The 21,940-nt window shown below is 41.3% G+C and carries 24 protein-coding genes; 12 read left to right on the top strand and 12 right to left on the bottom strand.

Translation table 11 applies throughout. The features are described 5' to 3' along the window. The first annotated feature begins 7 nt into the window (after positions 1-7). From ACY3FQ_RS09075 to ACY3FQ_RS09100, 6 genes are read left to right on the top strand one after another with little or no spacing between them, the layout of a single operon-like run. Positions 8-1,135: an ATP-binding protein gene (locus ACY3FQ_RS09075; protein ID WP_201950999.1), complete on the top strand. Its 1,128-nt coding sequence runs from the start codon at positions 8-10 to the stop codon at positions 1,133-1,135. Next, positions 1,132-1,809, top strand: a complete 678-nt coding sequence (locus ACY3FQ_RS09080) for a 3'-5' exonuclease (protein WP_489773910.1) — start codon at positions 1,132-1,134, stop codon at positions 1,807-1,809. Before ACY3FQ_RS09075 ends, ACY3FQ_RS09080 begins: the two co-directional genes overlap by 4 nt. After that, positions 1,806-2,039, top strand: coding sequence for a hypothetical protein (locus ACY3FQ_RS09085; RefSeq protein ID WP_094148750.1), 234 nt, complete (start codon positions 1,806-1,808; stop codon positions 2,037-2,039). Before ACY3FQ_RS09080 ends, ACY3FQ_RS09085 begins: the two co-directional genes overlap by 4 nt. Then, on the top strand, positions 2,039-2,389 hold the full coding sequence (locus ACY3FQ_RS09090) for a hypothetical protein (protein ID WP_489773911.1): 351 nt from the start codon (positions 2,039-2,041) through the stop codon (positions 2,387-2,389). Before ACY3FQ_RS09085 ends, ACY3FQ_RS09090 begins: the two co-directional genes overlap by 1 nt. Further along, complete coding sequence (locus tag ACY3FQ_RS09095) at positions 2,382-2,543, top strand: hypothetical protein (protein WP_287166679.1); 162 nt, start codon at positions 2,382-2,384, stop codon at positions 2,541-2,543. Before ACY3FQ_RS09090 ends, ACY3FQ_RS09095 begins: the two co-directional genes overlap by 8 nt. Further along, positions 2,544-2,822, top strand: a complete 279-nt coding sequence (locus tag ACY3FQ_RS09100) for a DNA-binding protein (protein ID WP_125280172.1) — start codon at positions 2,544-2,546, stop codon at positions 2,820-2,822. It abuts the gene before it with no gap. Here the strand turns inward: ACY3FQ_RS09100 and ACY3FQ_RS09105 are convergent. Further along, positions 2,819-3,838: a tyrosine-type recombinase/integrase gene (locus ACY3FQ_RS09105; RefSeq protein ID WP_125280173.1), complete on the bottom strand. Its 1,020-nt coding sequence runs from the start codon at positions 3,836-3,838 to the stop codon at positions 2,819-2,821. The two genes, ACY3FQ_RS09100 and ACY3FQ_RS09105, sit on opposite strands and share 4 nt — an antisense overlap. Before the next feature lie 281 nt (positions 3,839-4,119). On the opposite strand from ACY3FQ_RS09105, the gene tusD reads away from it, so the two are divergent. Genes tusD through ACY3FQ_RS09125 form a run of 4 tightly spaced genes read left to right on the top strand, consistent with a single transcriptional unit; the run spans position 4,120 to position 5,501 of the window. Then, complete coding sequence (gene tusD, locus ACY3FQ_RS09110) at positions 4,120-4,488, top strand: sulfurtransferase complex subunit TusD (RefSeq protein ID WP_279678864.1); 369 nt, start codon at positions 4,120-4,122, stop codon at positions 4,486-4,488. A gap of 44 nt (positions 4,489-4,532) precedes the next feature. Continuing rightward, on the top strand, positions 4,533-4,883 hold the full coding sequence (locus ACY3FQ_RS09115) for a hypothetical protein (protein ID WP_148826149.1): 351 nt from the start codon (positions 4,533-4,535) through the stop codon (positions 4,881-4,883). A gap of 10 nt (positions 4,884-4,893) precedes the next feature. Beyond that, a complete protein-coding gene (locus tag ACY3FQ_RS09120; RefSeq protein WP_489773912.1) occupies positions 4,894-5,175 on the top strand; it encodes a DsrH/TusB family sulfur metabolism protein in 282 nt (93 codons plus the stop codon). 14 nt (positions 5,176-5,189) lie between these two features. After that, the gene (locus ACY3FQ_RS09125; RefSeq protein ID WP_183173387.1) at positions 5,190-5,501 is read left to right on the top strand and encodes a TusE/DsrC/DsvC family sulfur relay protein; all 312 of its coding nucleotides are present in this window, start codon (positions 5,190-5,192) and stop codon (positions 5,499-5,501) included. Positions 5,502-5,503: 2 nt separating this feature from the next. On the opposite strand, the gene ACY3FQ_RS09130 is transcribed toward ACY3FQ_RS09125, so the two are convergent. From ACY3FQ_RS09130 to ACY3FQ_RS09140, 3 genes are all read right to left on the bottom strand, one after another. Next, on the bottom strand, positions 5,504-5,992 hold the full coding sequence (locus ACY3FQ_RS09130) for a winged helix-turn-helix transcriptional regulator (protein WP_058869534.1): 489 nt from the start codon (positions 5,990-5,992) through the stop codon (positions 5,504-5,506). A gap of 133 nt (positions 5,993-6,125) precedes the next feature. Beyond that, positions 6,126-8,267: a bifunctional mannitol-1-phosphate dehydrogenase/phosphatase gene (gene mtlD / locus ACY3FQ_RS09135; protein ID WP_489773913.1), complete on the bottom strand. Its 2,142-nt coding sequence runs from the start codon at positions 8,265-8,267 to the stop codon at positions 6,126-6,128. Positions 8,268-8,473: 206 nt separating this feature from the next. After that, positions 8,474-9,373, bottom strand: coding sequence for a LysR substrate-binding domain-containing protein (locus ACY3FQ_RS09140; RefSeq protein ID WP_419381002.1), 900 nt, complete (start codon positions 9,371-9,373; stop codon positions 8,474-8,476). Between the two features lie 100 nt (positions 9,374-9,473). On the opposite strand from ACY3FQ_RS09140, the gene ACY3FQ_RS09145 reads away from it, so the two are divergent. Continuing rightward, positions 9,474-9,890: a CidA/LrgA family protein gene (locus ACY3FQ_RS09145; RefSeq protein ID WP_279697211.1), complete on the top strand. Its 417-nt coding sequence runs from the start codon at positions 9,474-9,476 to the stop codon at positions 9,888-9,890. Between the two features lie 9 nt (positions 9,891-9,899). Beyond that, complete coding sequence (locus ACY3FQ_RS09150) at positions 9,900-10,601, top strand: LrgB family protein (RefSeq protein ID WP_205668013.1); 702 nt, start codon at positions 9,900-9,902, stop codon at positions 10,599-10,601. Positions 10,602-10,619: 18 nt separating this feature from the next. On the opposite strand, the gene ACY3FQ_RS09155 is transcribed toward ACY3FQ_RS09150, so the two are convergent. From ACY3FQ_RS09155 to ACY3FQ_RS09190, 8 genes are all read right to left on the bottom strand, one after another. Then, positions 10,620-11,846 (bottom strand): MFS transporter, encoded by a 1,227-nt coding sequence (locus tag ACY3FQ_RS09155; RefSeq protein ID WP_489773915.1) that lies wholly within the window; start codon positions 11,844-11,846, stop codon positions 10,620-10,622. Between the two features lie 75 nt (positions 11,847-11,921). Continuing rightward, a complete protein-coding gene (locus ACY3FQ_RS09160; RefSeq protein WP_279664494.1) occupies positions 11,922-14,195 on the bottom strand; it encodes a TonB-dependent receptor in 2,274 nt (757 codons plus the stop codon). Positions 14,196-14,210: 15 nt separating this feature from the next. Then, positions 14,211-15,470 carry an MFS transporter gene (locus tag ACY3FQ_RS09165; protein ID WP_489773916.1) on the bottom strand — a complete coding sequence of 420 codons (1,260 nt, stop codon included), beginning with the start codon at positions 15,468-15,470 and terminating at the stop codon, positions 14,211-14,213. Continuing rightward, positions 15,458-15,838: a hypothetical protein gene (locus ACY3FQ_RS09170; RefSeq protein WP_489773917.1), complete on the bottom strand. Its 381-nt coding sequence runs from the start codon at positions 15,836-15,838 to the stop codon at positions 15,458-15,460. Before ACY3FQ_RS09170 ends, ACY3FQ_RS09165 begins: the two co-directional genes overlap by 13 nt. Further along, positions 15,835-16,479 (bottom strand): GNAT family N-acetyltransferase, encoded by a 645-nt coding sequence (locus ACY3FQ_RS09175; protein ID WP_489773918.1) that lies wholly within the window; start codon positions 16,477-16,479, stop codon positions 15,835-15,837. Before ACY3FQ_RS09175 ends, ACY3FQ_RS09170 begins: the two co-directional genes overlap by 4 nt. A 28-nt stretch (positions 16,480-16,507) precedes the next feature. Further along, on the bottom strand, positions 16,508-18,343 hold the full coding sequence (locus ACY3FQ_RS09180) for an IucA/IucC family protein (protein WP_489773919.1): 1,836 nt from the start codon (positions 18,341-18,343) through the stop codon (positions 16,508-16,510). Further along, on the bottom strand, positions 18,340-19,791 hold the full coding sequence (locus ACY3FQ_RS09185; RefSeq protein WP_489773920.1) for a lysine N(6)-hydroxylase/L-ornithine N(5)-oxygenase family protein: 1,452 nt from the start codon (positions 19,789-19,791) through the stop codon (positions 18,340-18,342). Before ACY3FQ_RS09185 ends, ACY3FQ_RS09180 begins: the two co-directional genes overlap by 4 nt. Beyond that, positions 19,784-21,568 (bottom strand): IucA/IucC family protein, encoded by a 1,785-nt coding sequence (locus ACY3FQ_RS09190; protein ID WP_489773922.1) that lies wholly within the window; start codon positions 21,566-21,568, stop codon positions 19,784-19,786. Before ACY3FQ_RS09190 ends, ACY3FQ_RS09185 begins: the two co-directional genes overlap by 8 nt. Between the last annotated feature and the right edge of the window lie 372 nt (positions 21,569-21,940).

Consider the following 21,940-nt stretch of genomic DNA (forward strand, 5'->3'; position numbering starts at 1 on the left):
AATACTCATGGCTATACCTATTATTCCAGCAGACCAAGCATTAAACGTAAGCGCGATTATTACTTACATCTATGCAGATCCGGGTCTTGGTAAAACGTCTTTAGGATTCACCGCAGATAAAGCTATTTCATTTGACTTTGACCGTGGTGCACACCGTACTGGTGAACTTCGTCGCGGAGCTGTTGTTCCTGTTCAGCAGTGGTCAGATATTGAAAACATTACTGAACAAGACTTAGCACCTTTCAATACGGTTGTTATTGATACCGTGGGCGCAATGCTTGAATCCATCAAGACACATTTGCTTAAAACAGCAAATAACCGTCAGCAAGATGGTGCACTCAAATTAAAAGCCCAAGGCTTAGCAAACATGAAATTTAAGCAGTACATCAATACGCTTTTAAGCTTTGGTAAGGATGTCGTCTTTATTGCCCATGCCTCAGAAGACCAAAGCGGTGATCAGATCATCTACCGTCCTGAGCTTGGTGGTAAGAATCGTAATGAGCTTTATCGTATTGCAGACATCATGGGTTATTTGACCACTGTAACTACTGGTGAAGGTAAAAATGCGAGAGTCATTAACTTCAAGCCATCCCCAACACACCATGCGAAAAATTCTGGTGCTTTAGGTGGCGAGACTGGTGAGGTTTGGGTACCTGATCTTAAGTTACACCCTACTTTTCTTGCAGACTTAATTGCAGATGCGAAGGCTCATATCAACACGCTTACCCCTGCTCAAATTGCATTAAATAAAGCACTTGAGGATTTGGATAACTGGAAACAAAGCTGCGAAGAAGCAGTTTATGCAAGCGACTTAAATCACCTGACCGAGACCCTAAAGCTAGACAAAGAACACACTTATTATCAAAACATGCGTCAAGCAATGCTTGCTCGAGCGAAAGTACTCGGCTGCACATTCGATATACCCCGCGATACATGGATAGAACCTCCTGAATTTAATGGGATATCAGAAGCTCTAAGGGATGAACTTCAGGCATTTATAGACCAGTGTGGATTGGATGTAAAAACAGCTTGTGAGCACTTGGGTATAGATTCTCTTATGGAAATTGATTCAACCCAAGTCCAGAAAGTAATGAAAGAACTTGAAGAATTAGCAAAATCAGGAATCAGCCAATGAGCGCATTAATCCTAGACACAGAAACTCACGACCTAAATGGCTACCCAATTGAAATTGCTTACGCACCTTGCTCTTTTGAGCAAGGGGTGTTGGTAATCAACCAAGGGGAAGTTTTTGATGAGTACTTTTCGTGCCCTGAGCCTATCGCCCTAGGTGCTTTAGCAACTCATCATATTCTCGAAACTGATATTGTTGAAAAGCCAAGCTTTGACACATTCAAGATGCCTCAAGATGTCCAATACCTAATTGGCCACAATATTGATTATGACATTACAGCTATTCAGAAATGCCAGCCAGACTTCTCTGTCAAAGGTATTTGCACATTGGCTTTATGTCGCATGGTATGGCCTGAATTGCCACACACATTAGGCGCTATGTACTACCACGTTATGGATGATTTGGAGCTGGCACGAAAACACCTTCGACATGCCCACAACGCTAAAGCAGACATCTATTTCACTGGTGTAATTCTAAAAACATTAGTAGAGCAGCTAGGCATTAAAGACATGAATTCACTTTTCATCATGTCAGAAACTGCCCGTATACCGAAGTACATAACTTTTGGAAAGCATAAAGGCACAGCAATTAAAGACTTGGATTCTGGATATGTTTCTTGGCTACTCAAACAACCTGACTTAGATCCTTACCTACGTAAAGCATTGGTGACTCTATGAAAAAAGCAACTCTTGTCCACCCACTCATGAGTGAAGCATTTCTGATTTGGCTAGCGAAGCTTGGATACAAAGGTGTGGCGCGTGCTGGTGTTATCTCTTTTTACCACGAGATCAACAATCGAAACTTTCCACGTGGCGTTATGATTTTGGAAAACGGTCGATTAAACAGACCAGCTGCCAAATTATTTGAAGAATTTAAGAAACATGATCCATTTAATGAGGTGGCGTGATGGAAATTCAGAAAGAAAATCATTTGCTTGAGCAATTTGAAAAGACAAAAACTTTTAAACGTTTTTTCTCAACCTTGTTGCGTTTCGATGAAGAATTAGATTGTTTTATTGCTACAGAAAAATGGCGCGATAAAGAAGCTGAACTACTAACTGCTGCGTGGTGGATGTTTGCTGAATTAGCAAACCCTCAAGCAGTGCCTGAAGGGTTTGTTTTGGTTGATAAACATCAACTTGCTCAACTTATGGCAAATATGGACAGTTTTGGTAAAAAAGCACTTGGTGACGATTATGTGAGTTTTGCAGATATTGCAGCAGTATTGGATGAAGCGCAGGAGCCAACCAATGACTGAAATTCAACAAACAAATGTCGACAAAGAATTAGAGATCGATAAGCAAGTAAACCTGATCGATCAGTTCATCCAAAGCGGTGAATTTGATAAGGCTTTTAAAGATGTGTTTGGGTTACCTGAAACGGTAGTAAAAAGTTTAAAGGAGGTGTCTTGAATGGCTCGTTACACCATCACTGTTGAAGCCGAAAGACCGCCTCAAATCATGTTAGGTCAGACTATTGGCGGTGCAACAGTGAAGGAGCTTAAAGAGGTTGATGTCGAATTGGTTTCAGCTTCTCACCTAGCTCAGAAATACAACTTGTCAGTGACCACGATTCGGGAAAAGTTAGCCCCGATTAATCAAGGCACACAAGGCAAGGCGCTATACAATCCACGCCTTGCACATGACTTGCTGACCGTGAAAGTTAAAAGAGGCAGACCGAGAGCTAATTAGCTCTCACTGTCATTAAACATTTCCACCAGGTCTTGAGCATCTGGATTGTAATAAGTGTTCACCAGCATCGAAATCGTCTTGTGGCCTGTAATCTTGGCCAACACTTCTACCGGTAATTTCCTTACTTTCACCATTCTTGTAATAGCTTCATGTCGCGAGTCATGGAAGTTGATATGCGGCAGCCCTGCTCTTTTCTTAGCTCGAACCCATGTGGCGCAACATTGATCTTTATCAATTGGCAAAAGTTGATTATTGGTTTTAGGCAGTAATGATAAAAGTCGTTTAGCTTCCTTAGATAATGGAACGTTTCGGGATTCACCATTTTTAGTCATCGGTAAATGCACAAAGCCTTCTTTAATATCCTGTCTTTTCATGGCAAGGATTTCACCCTGACGCATTGCGGTTTCCAAAGCAAATAGGAATGCCCAGGCTACATAATGACGTGATGTTTCAGGTGTGGTGATTCCATCCCAACTTAACGCCTTGAGCATTAAAGCCTGATCTTCCTCAGTGATACGCTGACTTCTTGATTTTTCTTTGCCTGGCATCGTGACTGAATGCCACACATTGGAATCAATCAGAAATAGTTCTTTCATGGCATAAGTGAACACGGCTGAATAAATCGCATGCTCATTCCTGAGTGTTGCCACCTTTACTTCTTTCTTACGGTTATTTCGCCATTCTGCAATATCGGCAGGCTTAAAGTCATAAATAGACTTGTCTGCTAAATTTGGTGCAATTCGATCAAGGTTTTTTATTTTGAAATTGATTGTTCGTGCGGATCGCATGTGTCGACCATGCTCTTGATAGTATTTGGCGCATAGATCCCTAAATGGATAAGCAGGCTTTTCACCTTGTTCGATTGCTTTTTTGTTAGATCGAAGCTCGGACAATTTATCCATCGCCCAAAGCTCACATTCTTTTGCAGAGTCTTTGGTAGTCGAATAACGCTTATTTTGATAAGTCACAGTGATGCGCCAGCTGTTGCCGCGCTGAATCGGTTTGGGTAGTTTCATTTCTTGGTGCAGATTTGGTGCAGATTGCTTTTTATTCTATCTATAAAGTAAAAAAATAAAAGGAAATAGAGGGGATTTTGTGCAGATATGTCAGAGGTTTAGTGATGGTATTTGATTGATACATGGTTTTAAATTATTGTTTTTATTAGTTTAATTTTATTTTTACTTTTAATTTTTGTCTTATTTTTAGAAAAGATCACCTAAAATCATTGTATACTACCTTTTTATTATGAAGTCCGAATGTACCAAGAAAAGTTTGGACATTCCTCTAGTGAAGTTTGATGAGTACTTTATTACTAATTACCTCCGCACCGAGTTCAATTCATGCATGGCATGCTTTAGGTTTAGCACAAGCATTGCAAGCGAAAAATGAACCCTTTCGAGTGTTTTTCTACCAAGATGCTGTTCAAGTTGCCAATGCCCTGCAATGGGTACCTGACGACCAACGGAATCTATGTTCTGAGTGGCAAAAACTCGCCATTCGCCTACCCGTTTGTGTAAGTGCAGCTTTGGCCCGAGGAATTACCGATGCCGAAAATGCACAGCGTCATCAGTTAGCACAGCATAATCTTGCTACAGGTTTTGACTTGGTAGGCCTAGGGGAACTGGCCGATGCCGTTCAGTCTGCAAAGCGCTTAATTCAATTCTAAGTGCTAAGTTTTCAAGAATTTGTTGCTTTTAAAAGGTATATTGTGTGAAATCTGTACTGGTTATTTTAACCCAAGCCAATTTGAACTCTTTGCAGGTGCATGAAAGCCTCTCTGCAACGATGGTTCTTGCAACTTTTGGCTGTGAAGTCAAAGTCTTATTACAAGATGCTGCACTCAGCTTATTAAACAATGCTCAATCATTTGAACCCTTAAAGCATGCTTTTAAACTGGCTTCAAACATGGTTGATAGCTTTGAGTTTTATGACTTAAGCCCGATTTGGATTGAAACTAAGAATCAAGCTTCTGCTTTTGTTCAACAAACCGAGCAAGAACTTGAGTGTGTTGAACTCAATGCCAATTTAATACAGCAGTTTGACCATGTATTGTATTGGTAAGGAAACAATTATGAGCAAAACACTTTATCTCGTACAGTCTCCATTTTCCGCGACGGAGCTAGCGCTGAGTAAATTACAAAACCTCTATCAATCAGGGGATGATGTGGTTTTAATGGGTGATGCAGCCCTGTATATACAGCATACTTGTATTCAGCAGCTAGCTTGTGTATTTGTGCTTGAACAGGATGCTGAAAATATTGCTGCTATCCATTCGAGTAACCTAGAAACCATCAGCTATGTTCGGTTTGCTGAGCTATGCTTAAGCCATAGTCGTTGTATCAGTTTGAAATAATTTTGAGTGGTTAGATGAATTTAGAATTAGACCAAGATGGTCATTTAATGGATTACACCATTTGGAATCAAGAGGTTGCAAAAGAGTTAGCAAAATCTTTAGAGCTTGAATTGACTGATTGGCACTTTGAAATCCTCATGGCAGTGCGTCAATTTTATCAACAGTTTGGACACTCACCTGCAACACGTCCGCTGATTAAGTTTTTAATGAAAACAGTCAGTGCAGACATCAATAATGCCATACTGCAAGAAAAGTTTAATACTGGGCTTGTAGCGCGCCATCTGAGTCGTTTGGCAGGCGTGCCAAAACCTGCAAACTGTTTATAAACTTAAGCTTGTTTAACGTCTGATTGAGCAGCTAAAGCATCGACATAAACCTGTGTCGGTATCGCTTTGATGTCTTTGGCATGTATGGCATCACCACATTCGTTACAAACCAAATGTGGCTGAATGCTATGCCCGCAGGTTTTATGAATAAATTGCACGGGACGACCTAAGCCCTCGTCCATCCATTGATCGGCCCATGTTGCCATGGACATCAGCACTGGGTATAAAGCTAGGCCTTTTTCAGTCAGACAATATTCAAAGCGCTCTTGGCGGTCTGTATAGGGTCTTTTCTCCAAAATATCATGTTCAACCAAGCGCTTTAAACGCTCAGAAAGCACATGGCGAGTGACGCCTAAGTTTTGTTGAAAACTTTCAAAACGGCGTGCACCCAAGAATGCATTTCGTAAAATCAACATCGTCCACCGATCACCAATCACCGACAGCGTTCGTGCAATTGAACACGGTTGTTCCCCGATCTCATCCCATTTCATTGTAAAAAACCAAGTCTCTCTTAGGTCTAACGTTAAAAGATTTAAGACCATAAGAAAAGCTCTTTTTACCCAGCTTTTCTTATGATGTTTTCACATTTTAGTCGGCTCAAAGACATCTGAACGTCATGAAGGCTTAAGCACAGCTCATTTCAGTATTTTGGGGTTGGTCAGGGATCATAAAATCTTCCATTCCCAGCTCACCTTTTTGATATTCATTGAGACGTTTTTGAATAACATAATACAGCGCTTTTTTGTGCGTTTTTGACAGGTTCATCTGTTGAAGTTGTTGCTTCAAATGCCCTAACAACACATCTATGGGCTGTTCCTCTTCTTCCATCAAATACAAATAGCCAAAGATCGCACCACTTAATAGCGCTTCAAAAGAAAATCCATGCGAGACATTATATGCTACCGATGAAAATACACGTTCAAATGCACTCAACTTACGCAGTGGATCACGCCCAACCCGACTACATGGGTCTTTATAGGCATACTGGCAAGATTGATCAAAACTTCGGGCTAAACGCGTTAAATCATTTTTGCGTTTTGGCAGATAATGCGCCAGACCTTGCGTCACTTCTGCAAGCAGTTTTTCAACATAATACTGCACTCGCGGATCGCCCATTGCTACGCCAATGGTTTGATGCCCGAGTAGGCTTGCATACCACGCAGTCATGGCATGTACGCCATTCCATAAACGGTTTTTAATGAGCTGAATATCTGAAATTTGATCTACCAAGATCATTTGACGCATTTTACTGAGTAAGGGACTTTTATTTTCCACGTAAATCGGCATATCCATTTCAGCATTGAAAAGGATTAAATCCATATGCTGTAAAATATGACTCGGTTGGAAATTTTGTCTTAAATCTTCTACATATTCACTGGCACGGCGCTCTTGTTCTGCACTGAGCTTACTAACATCTTCAACTTCAATTTGATTACTCTCGTCATCAAGTTGATATTGCTTAAAAATATTGTATTTAATGCACAGTTGACGATATAGATTTTTATCGCTCAACTTAGATACCATACGGTTCACTACCGTATCGCAGAAATAGTGTTGTTCTAAAATAAAGTCAGCAACAGCATGGTCTGTTAACTCCACCAATGCTTTACGTACTTGCTCTAGAACCAACTGCTTAGCACCAATTTTATTTAAGATAATTAACAGCGTCAGAGGAGTTTGAACTTGCTCATCTTGTGCCAGATAGCGTGCGTAGAGACCCTGTGCAATGGTTGCAGCTTCACTGGCTAATGCATTTTCAGCTAAACAAATTGCAATTAAACTCGACTCGACGTACATGGCATGCATCTGCTGTAAGTCTTCAGCATCAATAATATGCATATTTTCAATACGCTCATCATAAGACACTTGCCCATAGCGAATACAATACGCCCCAAAAGCGTTTACAGCTGAACGGTATAAACTGTTGCGTGTAGATGCATAGATTTTTTTAGGACGCGTATAGCCATCCCAATGCGACAGGATTTGTGCAATATAGCCTCCGCCAATGGCGCCAAATCCATGAATCCCCACAGTTAGTTGATTTAAAGTTTGAGGAAAGCTTTCTTGTAAATTAGGCATTTCCAGATGCGAGCTATAGATATCTAATTCCGTTAGATAATCATACATATTTTCAAAATAATAATTGGCATGTGCCAACATGCTTGCATTGGGTTCCTTAATATCTTTGAACAGTACACAGATACCCCCAGCATCATGTGCCGAACGGATACCATTTTCAGAGTCTTCAAACATAAAACACTGCGCAGGTTCAAGGTTTAGTTTTTGTGCCGCACTTAAGAAAATTTCAGGATGTGGTTTCCCCTTTTCAACCTCATCACCACACACCAAGACGTCAAAAAACTTATAAACATTGGCATTGATTAAATACTCTTCAGCAATCGCTCTTCGACTCGAGGTCGCCACAGCCATACGTAATCCTGCTTTACGTAAGCGTTCTAGAACTTGTACCAAACCTTTTTTAATCGGCACACCATATTGGCGCACTGTTTCTAATTCTAATTCATCTGCACGCTTACGAATCTCAGCATAGGGAACTTCCTGTCCATATTGCTTTTGCGCCAAGGCCTCCGCACTTCGGGCACTTAAACCTAAACATGCCATAAGGTAGGCATCTGAAAACTCAACCCCAATCAGCTCTTTGGATGCCTGTTTCAAGGTTTGAAACCGTAAACGCTCGGTATCAAACATTGTTCCATCCATGTCAAAAAGCGCACCATGCACAATATCATTCTTAAATTTAAACATTTAGCCTCCGTTTTTATGTTTGCACTTAGACTATACAAAAATCGGGCACAGAGACTTTGATCTGATTTTATGAAACATTTTTGTCTGTTTATTGATCAATAAATTAGCATTTAGGCGTTTTTTTGTAACCACTAGGTAATATTAAGTAATCAAAACGTAACCATGTAGATCATTTTTTTAATAAAGCGTGTTTGAAGATGAAACTTTTAAAAATGAATTTGATCTTTATATTCATCAATGATCGATAACCATGCACGAGTTGCAGGATTCATCACTACGGTTGAATTCCATGCCATATTTAAGTTCCAACGCAAGCTGGGTTGTTCCACTAAACTGACACTGAATTTCGCGCGATCTAACTGCTCACAATAAATTTGCGGCAATAAAGCAATACCGACACCTGACTCGACCATTTTGGCAATAAAGTCCCACTGGCTACTTTTGCATAATACTTTGGGTTCAAAACCAGCCGCCATCGCCGCATCTAGAATCACATGATTTAAAGTAAAGGTGTCTGCATATAGTAGAAAGGATTCTTCTTGAAGTTCAGCAAACTGCACCACATCGCGCTTTCTCCACTGTGAATCGTAGTTGGAAAGCAAACACAACGGTGAATCGATAATTTGAATGCCTTGAATGCTGGGTTTTAACTCGCCCAATAAAATCCCAACGTCAATTTTTTTGGCCAAAATGGCTTCTTCAATGCCTGTTGCACCGACTTCTAAAAAGTTCAATTCAATGTTGGGATACAATTTGTGAAATTTAACGATTAAGGAACTCAGCAGTACTGAACCTAAAGGTGGTAAACCCAATCTCAGCACACCTTGTTTCAGCCCACGAATTTGATCTGCTGCTTCAAAGATCTGTTGCTCCTGCTGCAAAATCTGCACGGCATGTAGATAAACTTGTTCTCCCATATAGGTCAGTTTGACTTCTCGCTTGCGCCCTGCTTCACCTTTATGAAATAGAGGCAGTCCTATCTCGTCTTCTAATTGTTTTAAAGATTTACTAATAGTGGGTTGAGTCACCGATAGTTCCTCCGCAGCAAGACTAAAACTGTGACTTTTCACCAGCTGCACAAATATTTTTAGCGCTTTAAAATCCAAAATTATTCCAATTAAGCATAATTATTATTTTATTATTCATAATTACAAGATCGGGTCAAACTTAAAATAACACCAACAATTTATACACTGTGGTCTTCCAATGCGTTCGTTCAAATTGCCTTATCGTTCTACTCTTCAAGTAGGTTTGTTGATTGGGATTTGGTATCTCGGAACGCTGATACAAGTCGCCCTGTCTTTACCGATATCAGGTGGGGTCGTGGGTCTAACACTTTTACTTATTTCTCTGTTAGCGGGCGTATTTAAGCTGGACTGGATTAAGTCGGGTTCGGATTTACTTTTAGCTGAACTGTTGTTGTTTTTTATCCCCTGTATTATTGGGTTAATTAAATATAAACATCTTTTTCTCACCCAAGGTTGGCAACTGGTTTTATCTATTGTCCTTGGGACCATTTGCGTGATGACCTGCACTGCATACTGTGTTTTCTTGGGCTTTAAGCTTGAAGCCAAGTTTCAAAAAAAGCCCAAGCAGTCACATCAGTTGAAAAGTCACATTTAAGGAACGATCATGCATATTCATTTCGTTGCCTTGATCTGTTTTATCGGAACGGTACTGGCCTATCTTTGGGGTAAAAAGTTTTATCAGAAACACCCGTATGTATTGCTCTCACCAGCGGTTTTTATTCCCTGTCTGATTATTTTATGTCTGGTGTTTTTCAACATTCAGTATGACAACTATATGTACTACAGCAAATGGTTAGTCTGGATGTTAGGTCCTGCAACGGTCGCATTTGCCATCCCGATCTATGAATATCGCAAAGTCATTCAACAGCATGCTTTTTCGATTGCTTTGGGCATTATCGTGGGTATGTTGGTTGGCGTAGTCAGCTCTTTTTACTTGGCACGTTTATTCCATTTCGATGCTGCAACCAGTTATAGTTTGATGAGCCGCTCTATCTCTACCCCTTTTGCCATGGAAGTCACACAAGCCGTCGGAGGCTCAGTCGAGCTGGTGATTTTATTTACTGTGATTACGGGTATCGTTGGTGGACTCTTGGCCAACACAGTATTGCTTGTTCTAAAATTGGATTCTAAATTTGCTCAAGGTGCGTCCTTGGGTAGTGCCGCACATGGTTTTGGTACCAGTACCGCTTTCAGACGTCATAAAGAAGAAGGTGTCGCGGCCTGTCTCAGTATGGTTTTAGCTGGTATTTTCATGGTGCTGTTTGGCCCAAGTTTAATTCACGCTGTCGTTTATCTTCTTGGTTAAACATCCTCGATAAGGATCTCATGCCACACTACTGAGATCCTTGTTGGCTTGTATGTGTTTAAAGCTAAAGTACAGTATTAGCCCCATCATCAATGCCAATAAAAAATAATAGGGTAAATGCTGATTCCACTGATATAAGCCTGTACTTAACAACGGTGCAAAAACGAAACTCAGTGCTTGCGTAGCTGTGCATAAACTGGCAATTTTAGTTTGTAGCGTGGTTGGTGCGGTTTGGGCTGCCCCTGTGGTAAAAGCTGGAATTAAACAGGCCACGGCGATGCCGTAAAAAACATAAGCCGCTTGGAAAGTCCAAATCTGACCAGCACTCAGTGAAAGTAATAAACCTAAAACCATCGTCACAAGACCGATCCAAAGTAATTGTTTAATTGACCATTTAAACCATTTTGAAATCGCCAATTGCATCAAAACGAGCGCTATCCCCACAATCAATGAACACTGAGAAAAATACACTGCACTCTGATACGTGTCGAAATGGAATCGATCTTGGATATAAAAACCAGCAGTTAAATTCAGGGTGACAATCGCGACATATAAGCTAAAACCCAGCAATAACCAAATCCCTAACTTTGACCATTGCAGCTTTTCTGTAGGATAGTCTTGTAATTTAGCCGTGGTATCCTCCCGTTCTTGAGTCTGTGATGCTTGCTTCCCTTGAAAGCCCAGTACAATCCAAGCCGCCATACCCGTTAAAATAGCCACTGCACCCCACAACGGTGTCAACATGCTCCATGTCAGCAATAATGTCGTCGCTAAAGGGCCAATCACCACACCTAAGCTGTTCAGCGCGCCAAACTTCGCCATATTCTGACTACGTTCCTGCTCACTTTGAAAAGCCGTCATAACATAACTTTGCAGCGCAATTTGTGGCATCGCCATAAAAAAGCCAGTACTGGCACGGGTCAATATCAATAAACTAAACAAAGCAGCAAATGAAATGGCATAACTCAGCCCATAACTGAGTACCGCCGCAAATAAGCCCCAAGTGATCGCCATACCGATAAAACCGATACTTAACAATTGATAAATGCTGAATTTTTGAGTTTGTTTAGAAATATAAATAGCTGAAATGGCCATCACCAAAGCACCAGCCGAAACCAACGCTCCACCTTGCAGTTCCGTCAGCCCCAGTTGCCGAATAAACGGTGCCAGTAAAGGTAAAATCATCGAAAAACAAGCGCCATTGGCAAGGCTGCCTGCAATAAAGATTTTGTTATTGCTATTCATTTTATTATTTAAACCATTTCTTAAGGCGAGATTACAAAGCAAAGAGGTAGCTGAACGCTACCTCTGGTTGTGCAATTAGTATTTTAATGTGTAGCTCAAACCATAGGTTCGACCTTGAGCAGCTAAGCTTGAAATAGCACCATAAACTGACTCCACCGCTTGACTATAGACTGATTTGTAGTCCGTATTCCAAACGTTATATACACCAAATCCGACCGTACCTGGACCTGCTTTGGCATTGGCTATGACGTCCATTGTTGCGAAACCTTTGATTTCAGCAGGAACCGTTGAACCGTACTTTACAGCATCTTTTTTGGCTTTATCAGTACCACCAATAGCAAGAGCTTGAACGCGCAGGCTCATGTCATTGTTAAACTGCCACTCAGAAAATGCCGTGCCTTTCAGTGGTGCAACACGGATTGCATCTAGCTCTTGCCACTTTCCTGCGGTATTTTTAAACTGTCCGCGGGTGTAAGCCATAGTTCCACCCACTGTCCAATTTGGCTGCAGTCGATATGACAGATTTCCTTCAACACCATAAACGCGCTCATCGGTATCTAGTACTTCAATCGTGTAGTTGGGACGGCCAAACTTTAAACTTTTATCTGAGTCATTATAGAAAGTGGTGACACTTGCATTTAAACCGTTTTCAGCTTGTACACGCCATCCCAGCTCATAATTATTGACTTTAATTGGATCAATAGTTTGACTATTCACAGTAAAACTTGCGGGTACATCACGAAGCATACGTTGAATGTCTGGTAGACTTGAGCCCTGAGAAAAGTTTGCGAAAACTTGTTGAGCATCCGTCAAATGATATACAGCACCAAGATTAAATAATGTTGCATCATGTTTGATCGTACCACCATTTAAAGCAACTGGTGTATATGTTGGAATAGCATCTGCAACCATCGCTTCACTGTAAGGAATCGAGTCCTGAACTTCACTATCAATACGCTCATGACGAATGCCAGCTTGTAGATTTAAGTGATCCGTAACATCGAATTGTGTTTGTAAGAAAAGACCAAATTTCGACGTATCAACATCTGGACCAAAGGCATATTCATTTTGTGGATCGAGTGTCAAACCATTACTCGCCATAAAGGTTCCAAGATTATATTGTTGTGCAGTCTGAGAACCTTGCTCAAAATCATAATCCACACCATAAGTTAGGTTTAGACTACGGCTACCCAGATCAAAGGCTTTTTGTAAAGCAAGTCGAGCGCCCCATACATCAATATCAGTTTCAGATTGCGTTACGATATATGTACCACCACTTGGAATTGCAGAATGTGCTAAATAATTTGCACTTGGATAAAAACGCCCTGTTTCTGAACGAGAATAAGCTTCCGCATTTAATATCTGCCCTAATAAATCTTGATGCTCATATTGCAGATTGAAGTTCGAACGTTTGGTTCTTGGCTGAGTATCAAGATCTAAACCTTTTACAGCATCTAAAGTCGGCTCCGCACCAAATAGTACGGCTAAGCCTGTACCATAATCAGGACCATACTCACTATCTTGCTCATCATTATAATATTGCGCACCAAAGCTTAGCTTTTGATTGTCAGTAAATTGCCAACTTAGGCGACCATTCACATCGACAGTTTCTGTGTCTTGACGATCAGTCTGTGCAACTTCAGGTCCTATACGCTCACCGTGACTATCTTGAAATTCGCCACGTTTGTTATAACTCGCACCCAAATAACCACTCACATCACCTTGATTAAAGGCAACCGATTGGAATGCTTCATATGCCATAGCATCGCTACGGATATTATCACCCGACGTCACACCGAGTTTAGATTCAAAGCTCAGTGCATCATCACTACCTTTTTTGGTAATGATATTGATAATACCGCCTGTCGCACCTGCACCATAGATACTACTTGCACCAGATACCACTTCGATACGTTCAATCGAATTTGGGCTGATACTATTCAACTGACGTGAACTATCACGAGAACCTGTCTGAGGCACGCCATCAATCATGTATTGCACCGCACGACCACGCATGGTCATCCCGTAGTTACTGGTTGTGCCTGAACTTGGTGTTAATGAAGGAATTAAAAAGCCAATAATGTCAGCAGTTGAACGACCTGCATTGGCCTGTTTTTCGATTTCAGCTTGATCAATGCTATAAACGGTGCCCGCAATGTCCGCAATACTCTTTGCAGAGCGGGTTGCTGTCACCACAATCGGTGCAAGTTGTGTGGTTTCTTTTTGTTGGGCTTCAACACTGCTCGTCTGACTTGCTGAATTTGTTACAACGTTATCTTGAGCATATAACTGTGTACATACAGCCAGTGTTAAACAAGTCAACTGCATAGGTAACATAAAACGGTTCATTTCTTTTTCCTTTTATTAAAGTTCTTGATTCAACAGTTTTTGTTGAGTTTTTTGATGACGTGCAATGATGTATTGGCTCAGTAGTACACTGACTACAGATGCAACCGCCAACACCACATAAAAATTGCCATAGCCAAGTGCTTTGGCTAAAAAGCCCGATGCGGCTCCCCCGATGAAATAAACCAACAGTTCAAAGCACACTAAAATGGTGAAATCAGTGCCTGCCTGTTCTTTGGAACTGCTTTGCATGAAATAGGCATATAACGAAGTCATCGCGACATAACGAATCGCAAGCATGACAATGACAAATCCCCCCAAGAGCAGATGCCACTGGTTTAACCACCCCAAAATAATGGCTGCGCCAATCACCCCATACAATGCTGTTCGACACCACCCAGCCCAAATGAGCAATTGTGTAGCCTGAATTTTTTTCAGTAAAAATGCAGCACTCACAGCAGCCAACAAACCAACACCTGCTCCAATCACAGACATCAACACCCCAATTTGGGCAAGCGTCCATTTTTGGTCAATCAGCATTGGATTGAGCATCGCCATTGCTGGTGCTTCCACCACGCGATAACATAGGATCAGTGCCAAAGCAGATAAAATTTCAGGACGTTTGAAAGCACGGGCTAAGCTTGGCGCTTGTTTGGCAATATTTGTTTGTTCGTTTGCATTTTCTTGAATATAAAAAACAGCAAACATCGTTAAAGCGGTCATGAGCGCTAAACACACCAATGCGCTTTCCCAGCCATAGTACTGGTAGAGCCAAAGTGTAGCTGCACCCCCCAACATACTCCCCAAAGCGACCCCTATACTCTGAGCCATACTGCCTAGGCGGTAATCAGACGCTGAAAAAGTTTCTACGGTATAACCATCTATGGCAATGTCTTGGGTCGCCGCAAAGCTTGAAATCCACAAACCAATCACAACAAACACCACCAGCCCGTAAGAGAACTGGGTAAAGGCCAAGGCCAATACTCCAAGTACCAGTGCTACTTGTGTAAAGAGCAACCATGTTTTTCGTTTACCTAACTTTTTGATATAAAGCCGGTCGATGAGTGGTGCCCATAAAAACTTAAACGCCCATGGAATATAAAGCAGCGACAGCATTCCAATCCAACGTAAATCTACCCCCTGATGTCGCAAAATAGCGGGCAATGCCACATTGTAAAAATACAAAGGTAAGGCATGTGCCAGATATAAAACAATGACAACGGCTAAGCTCAAAGCTGAGATTTGGCTTGTTGCTCTTTGTGTATTTAGGTTTTGCATATCCACCTCTGCACTGCCCATTTCAGTGCATCAGAATGATCAAGTGTGACGTAGTAAGGCACCCGCCATGCAGCATGCAGCGAAGGTGTATTCAGTCGTTGTTGGTCGGTTGGGTCTTGTGCAATTCGAACCAGACCCAAGCAGTATTGAAAAAAAAGTTGTTTGTATTTTTTGTACCAAACCGCTTGCAGTTGACGGTATTCTTCAGGAAATTTCGTACCGATATCGGTTTGCATGACCAAAACAAAGTGCTGTTTTTTTAAGAAAAAACGTTCGACTTGGCTAAGCCATTGTTCAAATTCGGCGACAGTGACATGCGCCGAAAAGCGCATGTCCATGATGTGTATATGTTCTGAGCTATAGCTCATGTAAGTTCCTCAGTCCTATTCAGTGGGTTATGATTTTGTATAAATGTATTTGAATCAGTTAAATACCCTCCAAATTTTTCATAGAATTTTTGTTTAAAGCAGTAATACAACATGGCCGTTTTTTCAGGCATCGGGATCAAGCGCTGTGCCTCATAGCACATTTCTTCGACCACTGCTGCATAGGGTTTAACGGTGTGGTCAGGCTCCCCGACAATTTTGTCGGAGGGTGCATTTTCAAAAATATAGAAACCTAATAGCCGCATTACTGGACGCAAATAGCCTTTGCCAAAAGCCGACTTTTCACCAAACAGTAAGTGCCAACCGAGGTCTAAATCATGACCATCGTAATAACGTCCTAGACGGTCACGCTTACCTTCATAGATTTCGGTATAGCCCACATCCTGCCCATTCACCCCAACGATCAACAAACGGTGATGGTCATCGGACAACATTTTTTCAAAATAAACAGCAAGGTCGACTTCAGACTTATTCAGCTGCCACTGTGGAATAACATGAGGCTCATGCATCCATTTATGTAACAGTGCTAAGTCCTGCGGATACTGTACTTGGCGCAAGTAAAATTGCGTCTCATTCTCATAGTATTCGTAAAAATCGGGAAGTTGCTGTGAAAGTGTTTTCATATGGTAGCCTGCTAAATTCTTTGGTTTTTTATGATGCAATACGCTTTGTGGTTGTATCGCCAGTTGACTTAGATACCTGCTCTGACCATCGTTTTAAGGTTTCAGGGCTGACAGGATTGGCAATTGGATCTAAAAATACCGGGACAGGACGTTCTGCTTCATCGTTATAACTGGTGGTAAATAGACGCACTCGGTTTAAACAAATTTTTTCAAATTCGGCTCTAAACATGGCAAATTTTTCAATGCGTTCTGCCAACTCTGGATGCGCCTGATGGAAAGTATCAATGACCAATGAAATGGTTTGCCAAAATTCAACTTCGCTATGCTCAGGGTAGTCTTGTAAAAATACATTACAGATATGACGGTAGTGCACCATAAACAGCCCAGTGAAAATAAAATGACTGAGTTCATGTGCAGGATGACGCAGTAAAATTTGCCCTTCGATAGGTAAACTGGCTAATTCTGGGAAGTCTTCATCAACCAAATTGACATCATCAATAAAGTCTTTCAGCACCATTTTCTGCGGTACGCCATTGGCATGAATGAGCATGGTGTTTTCCCCATGTGGAGAAAAAGCCAAGCCATATTTGTACAAGCAGATTAAGAGTGGAGTGACCGATACCTCGGTAAAGCGTTTTAACCACTGTAATGGACTCAAACCCGACGCCTGAATCAACACAGCCAATATTGACTGTCCGTTGATGTCTCGATGTAATAAAGCCGCTTGAGAAAGTGCCTGTTCACCTGTTCCAATCACTGGATCTACACTTTCACGCCATAAGCATCCAAAAAGTTCTTTAAACTGATACGGTGCACCTTCAATCTGATCAAAACATGGCTGATGAATGGTCAAGGTTGCCACTTCACCTAAGAATGCAACGCCTGACTGTTTCAAGTCTGAATCTTGAGATTGAATCTGCTTTAACCAAGCTGTGACGGCTGGAGCTGCTAAGTTTCGTTTAGACGGCAACCCACGATACACCGCAGTATTGAAGATACTGACAGGTAATTTGACATAATGACGCTCAGGCTGACTGATGTTGCAAAGCGTACGAATCGACTGCATAGGTACATAATCATCTTGCCCAACGCCTAATTCAATAATGCGCTGATCCACGATTTCATTGGCATAGGTTGGTACTAACCATTGATGCCACTGCCATGCATGTACTGGAATAAGGAAATAGTCACGACAAGAGCAGCCTCTTTCATGTAACTGTTGTTCAAAGCTCTCTAACTCTTCTGCATCCAACTCATGTTGGTAGAGTGTTCCTGCTTGCCACTCCTCGGTAGAACGGAACTCTGCCAAATCACGATGCACCGCGAGCCACAGCACGTTTACCGTTGGCGAAAGTTCAGGAGCTGCACTTAAGTAATCGTCATAACCAAAACCCATACGGCCTTTGCTCATAATCAACCACGGATGACCACGGAGCATACCTTCAATTTCATGATGCGATGCCGTCAATGCTGCTTCACTGCTTAAACGACTTTCATCAAATAAATGTGCCTCGGCTAACCATGTATTGTTCATTTCTTTGATCAAATATGCCTTGGTAAAAGGCTTAACTTCGGTTTGATTTGAAAACGCGCGAATAAAAGTATGTAAGTTCCATGCAGGCAGGTCTTCAGCCACGCTCAACTCACGTACTGAACCCTCCTCAATCTGCCAATGTCCCAATAAATAGTTTTGTGCTTTAAAAGTATAGATTTGATCATCCAACATGAGCTGATAACGATTATCCTTTAAATGGGTCACTTGAATAATTTCTTCATATAAAAATTCAGCAATCGCCATTTCAATTAAGCGCTGTCCTGCCAAGCGCCACTGTTTCTGATTCACTTGAAGTTGTGCAAAGCTCATATGATTTTCTCGAATGTATAAGGCTGCATAGAGGGATGTGACCCTGTTTGTATTTTGCGCTGCTCAATATTTTTTGATTTAGGAATCGATGGTGCTAAAACAGCTATTCGTGTAGTGGATGTGTCATGCTGCACATACATTTCAGGGTTCTGCTCAGCACTGAAATGCTGAAACGTCTGTTCATTGCTGTCCAGCTCATAAAGCTGATAACCCAGTAGTTGATTGGCGATGGTCGCAGCACGAAATGCGCCTAGGCCTAAATCTGGTGTACCTACACCATGACTGTGCATTTCTTGGTTTTGCACATAAATTTCACCCATTGCTGTATGCTGCAAGCGATAGTCTTGGCTCACTTTCCAACGCCCGGCTTGATCTGTTGTAATCAAGGGCTTTAAGTATTTTAAAAATGAAAACTCAGGGCTGTAATAACCTGTAGATGCCACTACAAAATCAACATCCATATAAAAACGTTGCTCGGTTACGGTATGTTCAAGGCTCAAGCGAATCTGCTGACTTTCCAGTAACTCAGCATCAAGCAACTGAATTTGTGCATGCAAATGTGTTGCTTGTGTAGCAGAGGCAATACTACGGTGGTAAAGTTTTTGGTAAATCTCACGTATGGTTTTGGCACTAATGCCTTTGTACAGCAAGGCCTGATCTTTTAACTGCGCTGCTTTTTGTGTTTCTGAGAGTCTATAAAAATGTTGGGTATAGTTCGGACTAAAATGTTCCAAGCCCAATGGTGCATATTCCATCGGGAAAAAACCGTTGGAACGTGTCAGCCAATGCAGCTTAAAGTCAGCCGTTGGCACACAGTCATGTTGATACTGCTGATCAAACAAATCTAAAAAGACTTCAGCAGAAGACTGTCCTGAGCCTAAAACTATGACATTGCCTTTGAGCTTGCTTTTTTTATGGGTTAAGTACTCTGCTGAATGAATACATTTTTCAGGGACTTGTTGTTGTAACTTACGCAGACATTCAGGCAAATAAGGCTGGTTGCCCGAACCAATCACCAAGTTTCGACACAAGTAACGAATAAAACGGCCACCTTGCTCAACCACCACCTCAAAACCTTCGCTTTTGGCATAAATGGCCTTCACCGTCGATTGGTACTGTATATGACCCAGTTGATCTGCCACCCATTGGCAATAATGGTTATATTCACGGCGCGGAATATGAGGCTGCTCAAGGAAGTAGAACTTATATAAGCGCTGCTGTGATTTTAGGTAATTCAAAAAACTTAACGGACTGGTCGGATCGACCATCGACACCAAATCCGCCATGAATGGAACTTGCAAGACCGTATTGGGAAGTTGCATACCTGCATGCCAGTCGAACTGCGCTTTTTTTTCAAAAAATAGATAGTGCAAATCAGTCTTTTCATGTAACAAACTGGCTAGGCTTAAGTTAAATGGCCCAAGGCCAATCGCAATAAAATCAAGCATAGAGGGCATCCTCTTGTTTGATATATAGCGGATTGGCTATCTGAATATAGACAGACTGATTTTCAACGGGTGCAATCAATTCATCCAGTTCATATAAACGGGTCAGTAAGTTACCCTTATAAGGCAGCGTCGGTTGATACAACAGACTTTGAATCAAACTACTCTCTGGATATTGCTTCAACAGGTCAAAGAGGTGTTGCTGTAAAACAGACAGTAAATCTTGCTCACTAACAAAACCTGTTGCACCGATGGCATTGATGATGCCAAACAAGGTATTGCCAAAGAAATAATAACTAAAGCGCTCATCGACAAAAGTCTTGGAGCCTACTGCATGGGCTTTATCATGCAGTTCTGGAAATTGTTGTAAAATTTCATCTGCGAATTCTTCGATATAATAAAAACCTTGATTGTCCCGTAGCCATAGCCACTGTGGCCAGCCATCTTTCAATTCAACCAAGACATTTTGCTGATGTGACTCAAAGGCCATACCATAACGATGGTAGACGTACATGAGTGGCCTCAGACTGATGTTTAAAAAGGTCTTAAACCAATCATGAGCGATTTGTGCTTTATCATTTAACTTTTGTTGAGAAGCAATTTGATCAAATAATGCATTAAAACGATTACGTTCTTCTACGGGATGATCCTGACACAATGAAGCAATACACGTGACTTGCTGTTCGGGAATAAAAGGCTGATCACGCACAATACAAATCGTTTCATCGATGATTTCACCATCCAACTGAAGAGCAATCCACGCCGGATCATTCACCGCTTTTAGAGTTGGACATTGTTTTAAAATATCTCGACCCAATTCACTGTGCCAAAGTCGATGCGTCATTTCACCACGGTGACATTCTTTTGCTAAATTGACGCGGATAGAATTGGTAATCATCACTGAAAGCGATGGTTTTAACATCCACGGCGCGTTAAAGCTCGCCAAAGTACGTACAGAAGTGGTTGGAGAAAATATCCATGCTTTTTCACCTAAATCGATGATTTTCAGTTTAGCCTTTAAACTTTTAAACCATGCTTTACTTTGTAAATAGCGGGCTTGCCATGGATGCAGTGGTAGCAATTTGTAATGTGCATATGCAGCTAAGGTTTCAAGTTCCGATTCAGACAAATGCCATTTGATTTGTTGTTTAAGTTGTATTGAAAAAGCCTGCTCAAGCGCTGTTCCTTCTGCAATATATTCAGGTGCCACCAACCAATAATGCAGCTGGGTCTGACCACAAGCTTCAGGTGAATATTTTTGCCAGTCCTCATGGACAAAACCTGTTCGGCTTTTCGGTGCAGGATGCATGCTATGACCTAAAACCAAAGCCTGTTCAGACTCTATGAAACCTTGCTCAGCCTGTACGAGAGCATCAAAATCTTCTGCCCGAATATTTAAAAACTGTTGTAATGCGTCACGACTTTGAATCCAACGTTCAACCAACGATGCTGCATCGACATGGCCTTCAGATTGTTGCACTAACTCTTCTAGTAACAGACTGACCATGGCTGCTGCGCTAAAGTTAAGCTTTTGGCCTTTTTGAAAAATTTGCGGTAAATCCGCAATACGATGTCGCCCAACACGACTGACATAGCTCAACGGAACAAAAAGCTGTGCTTGGATTAAACTAAGCGGCAAAGATAACAGCGTCAAACCTTGGCTAAACGCGAGTTGAGTTGAATTTTGTTGATACTTCTCAAACAAGCTTACCTTGCCTGTTTCTTGTGAGTATGCATTGACAAGATGCTGCATCGCCAAGCGATTGGCTAGCTCTTTCATCTGACCATTTCCTCTTTTTAAAGCTTATTCCAAGCTCATTTCATGTAATTATGTTTCTTAAAGGTGTTCACGTTGGCCAACGCTGCAAAAATCATGTTAATAGTAATTATTATCATTTATCTTTGCAATTTTGTTTACTTTTGGAAATATACGCACTACACCAACATATATTATTGTTTTTTAATAATTTTAAAAATTTAATCAGTTTTTCTAATAAAGCCTATACGAAATTACACCATAGCTTTAAATGATAGTTTATGAATTTATAATTGATTCGAACTATAAAATTTCCCTATATTTCATAAGGAAAAGCCCATTCAGGTGACTGAATGGGCTTTCATTTGTGCTCAAATTAATACTCAAAAGAGCTCA

Source organism: Acinetobacter sp. AB03 (genome assembly GCF_058107045.1).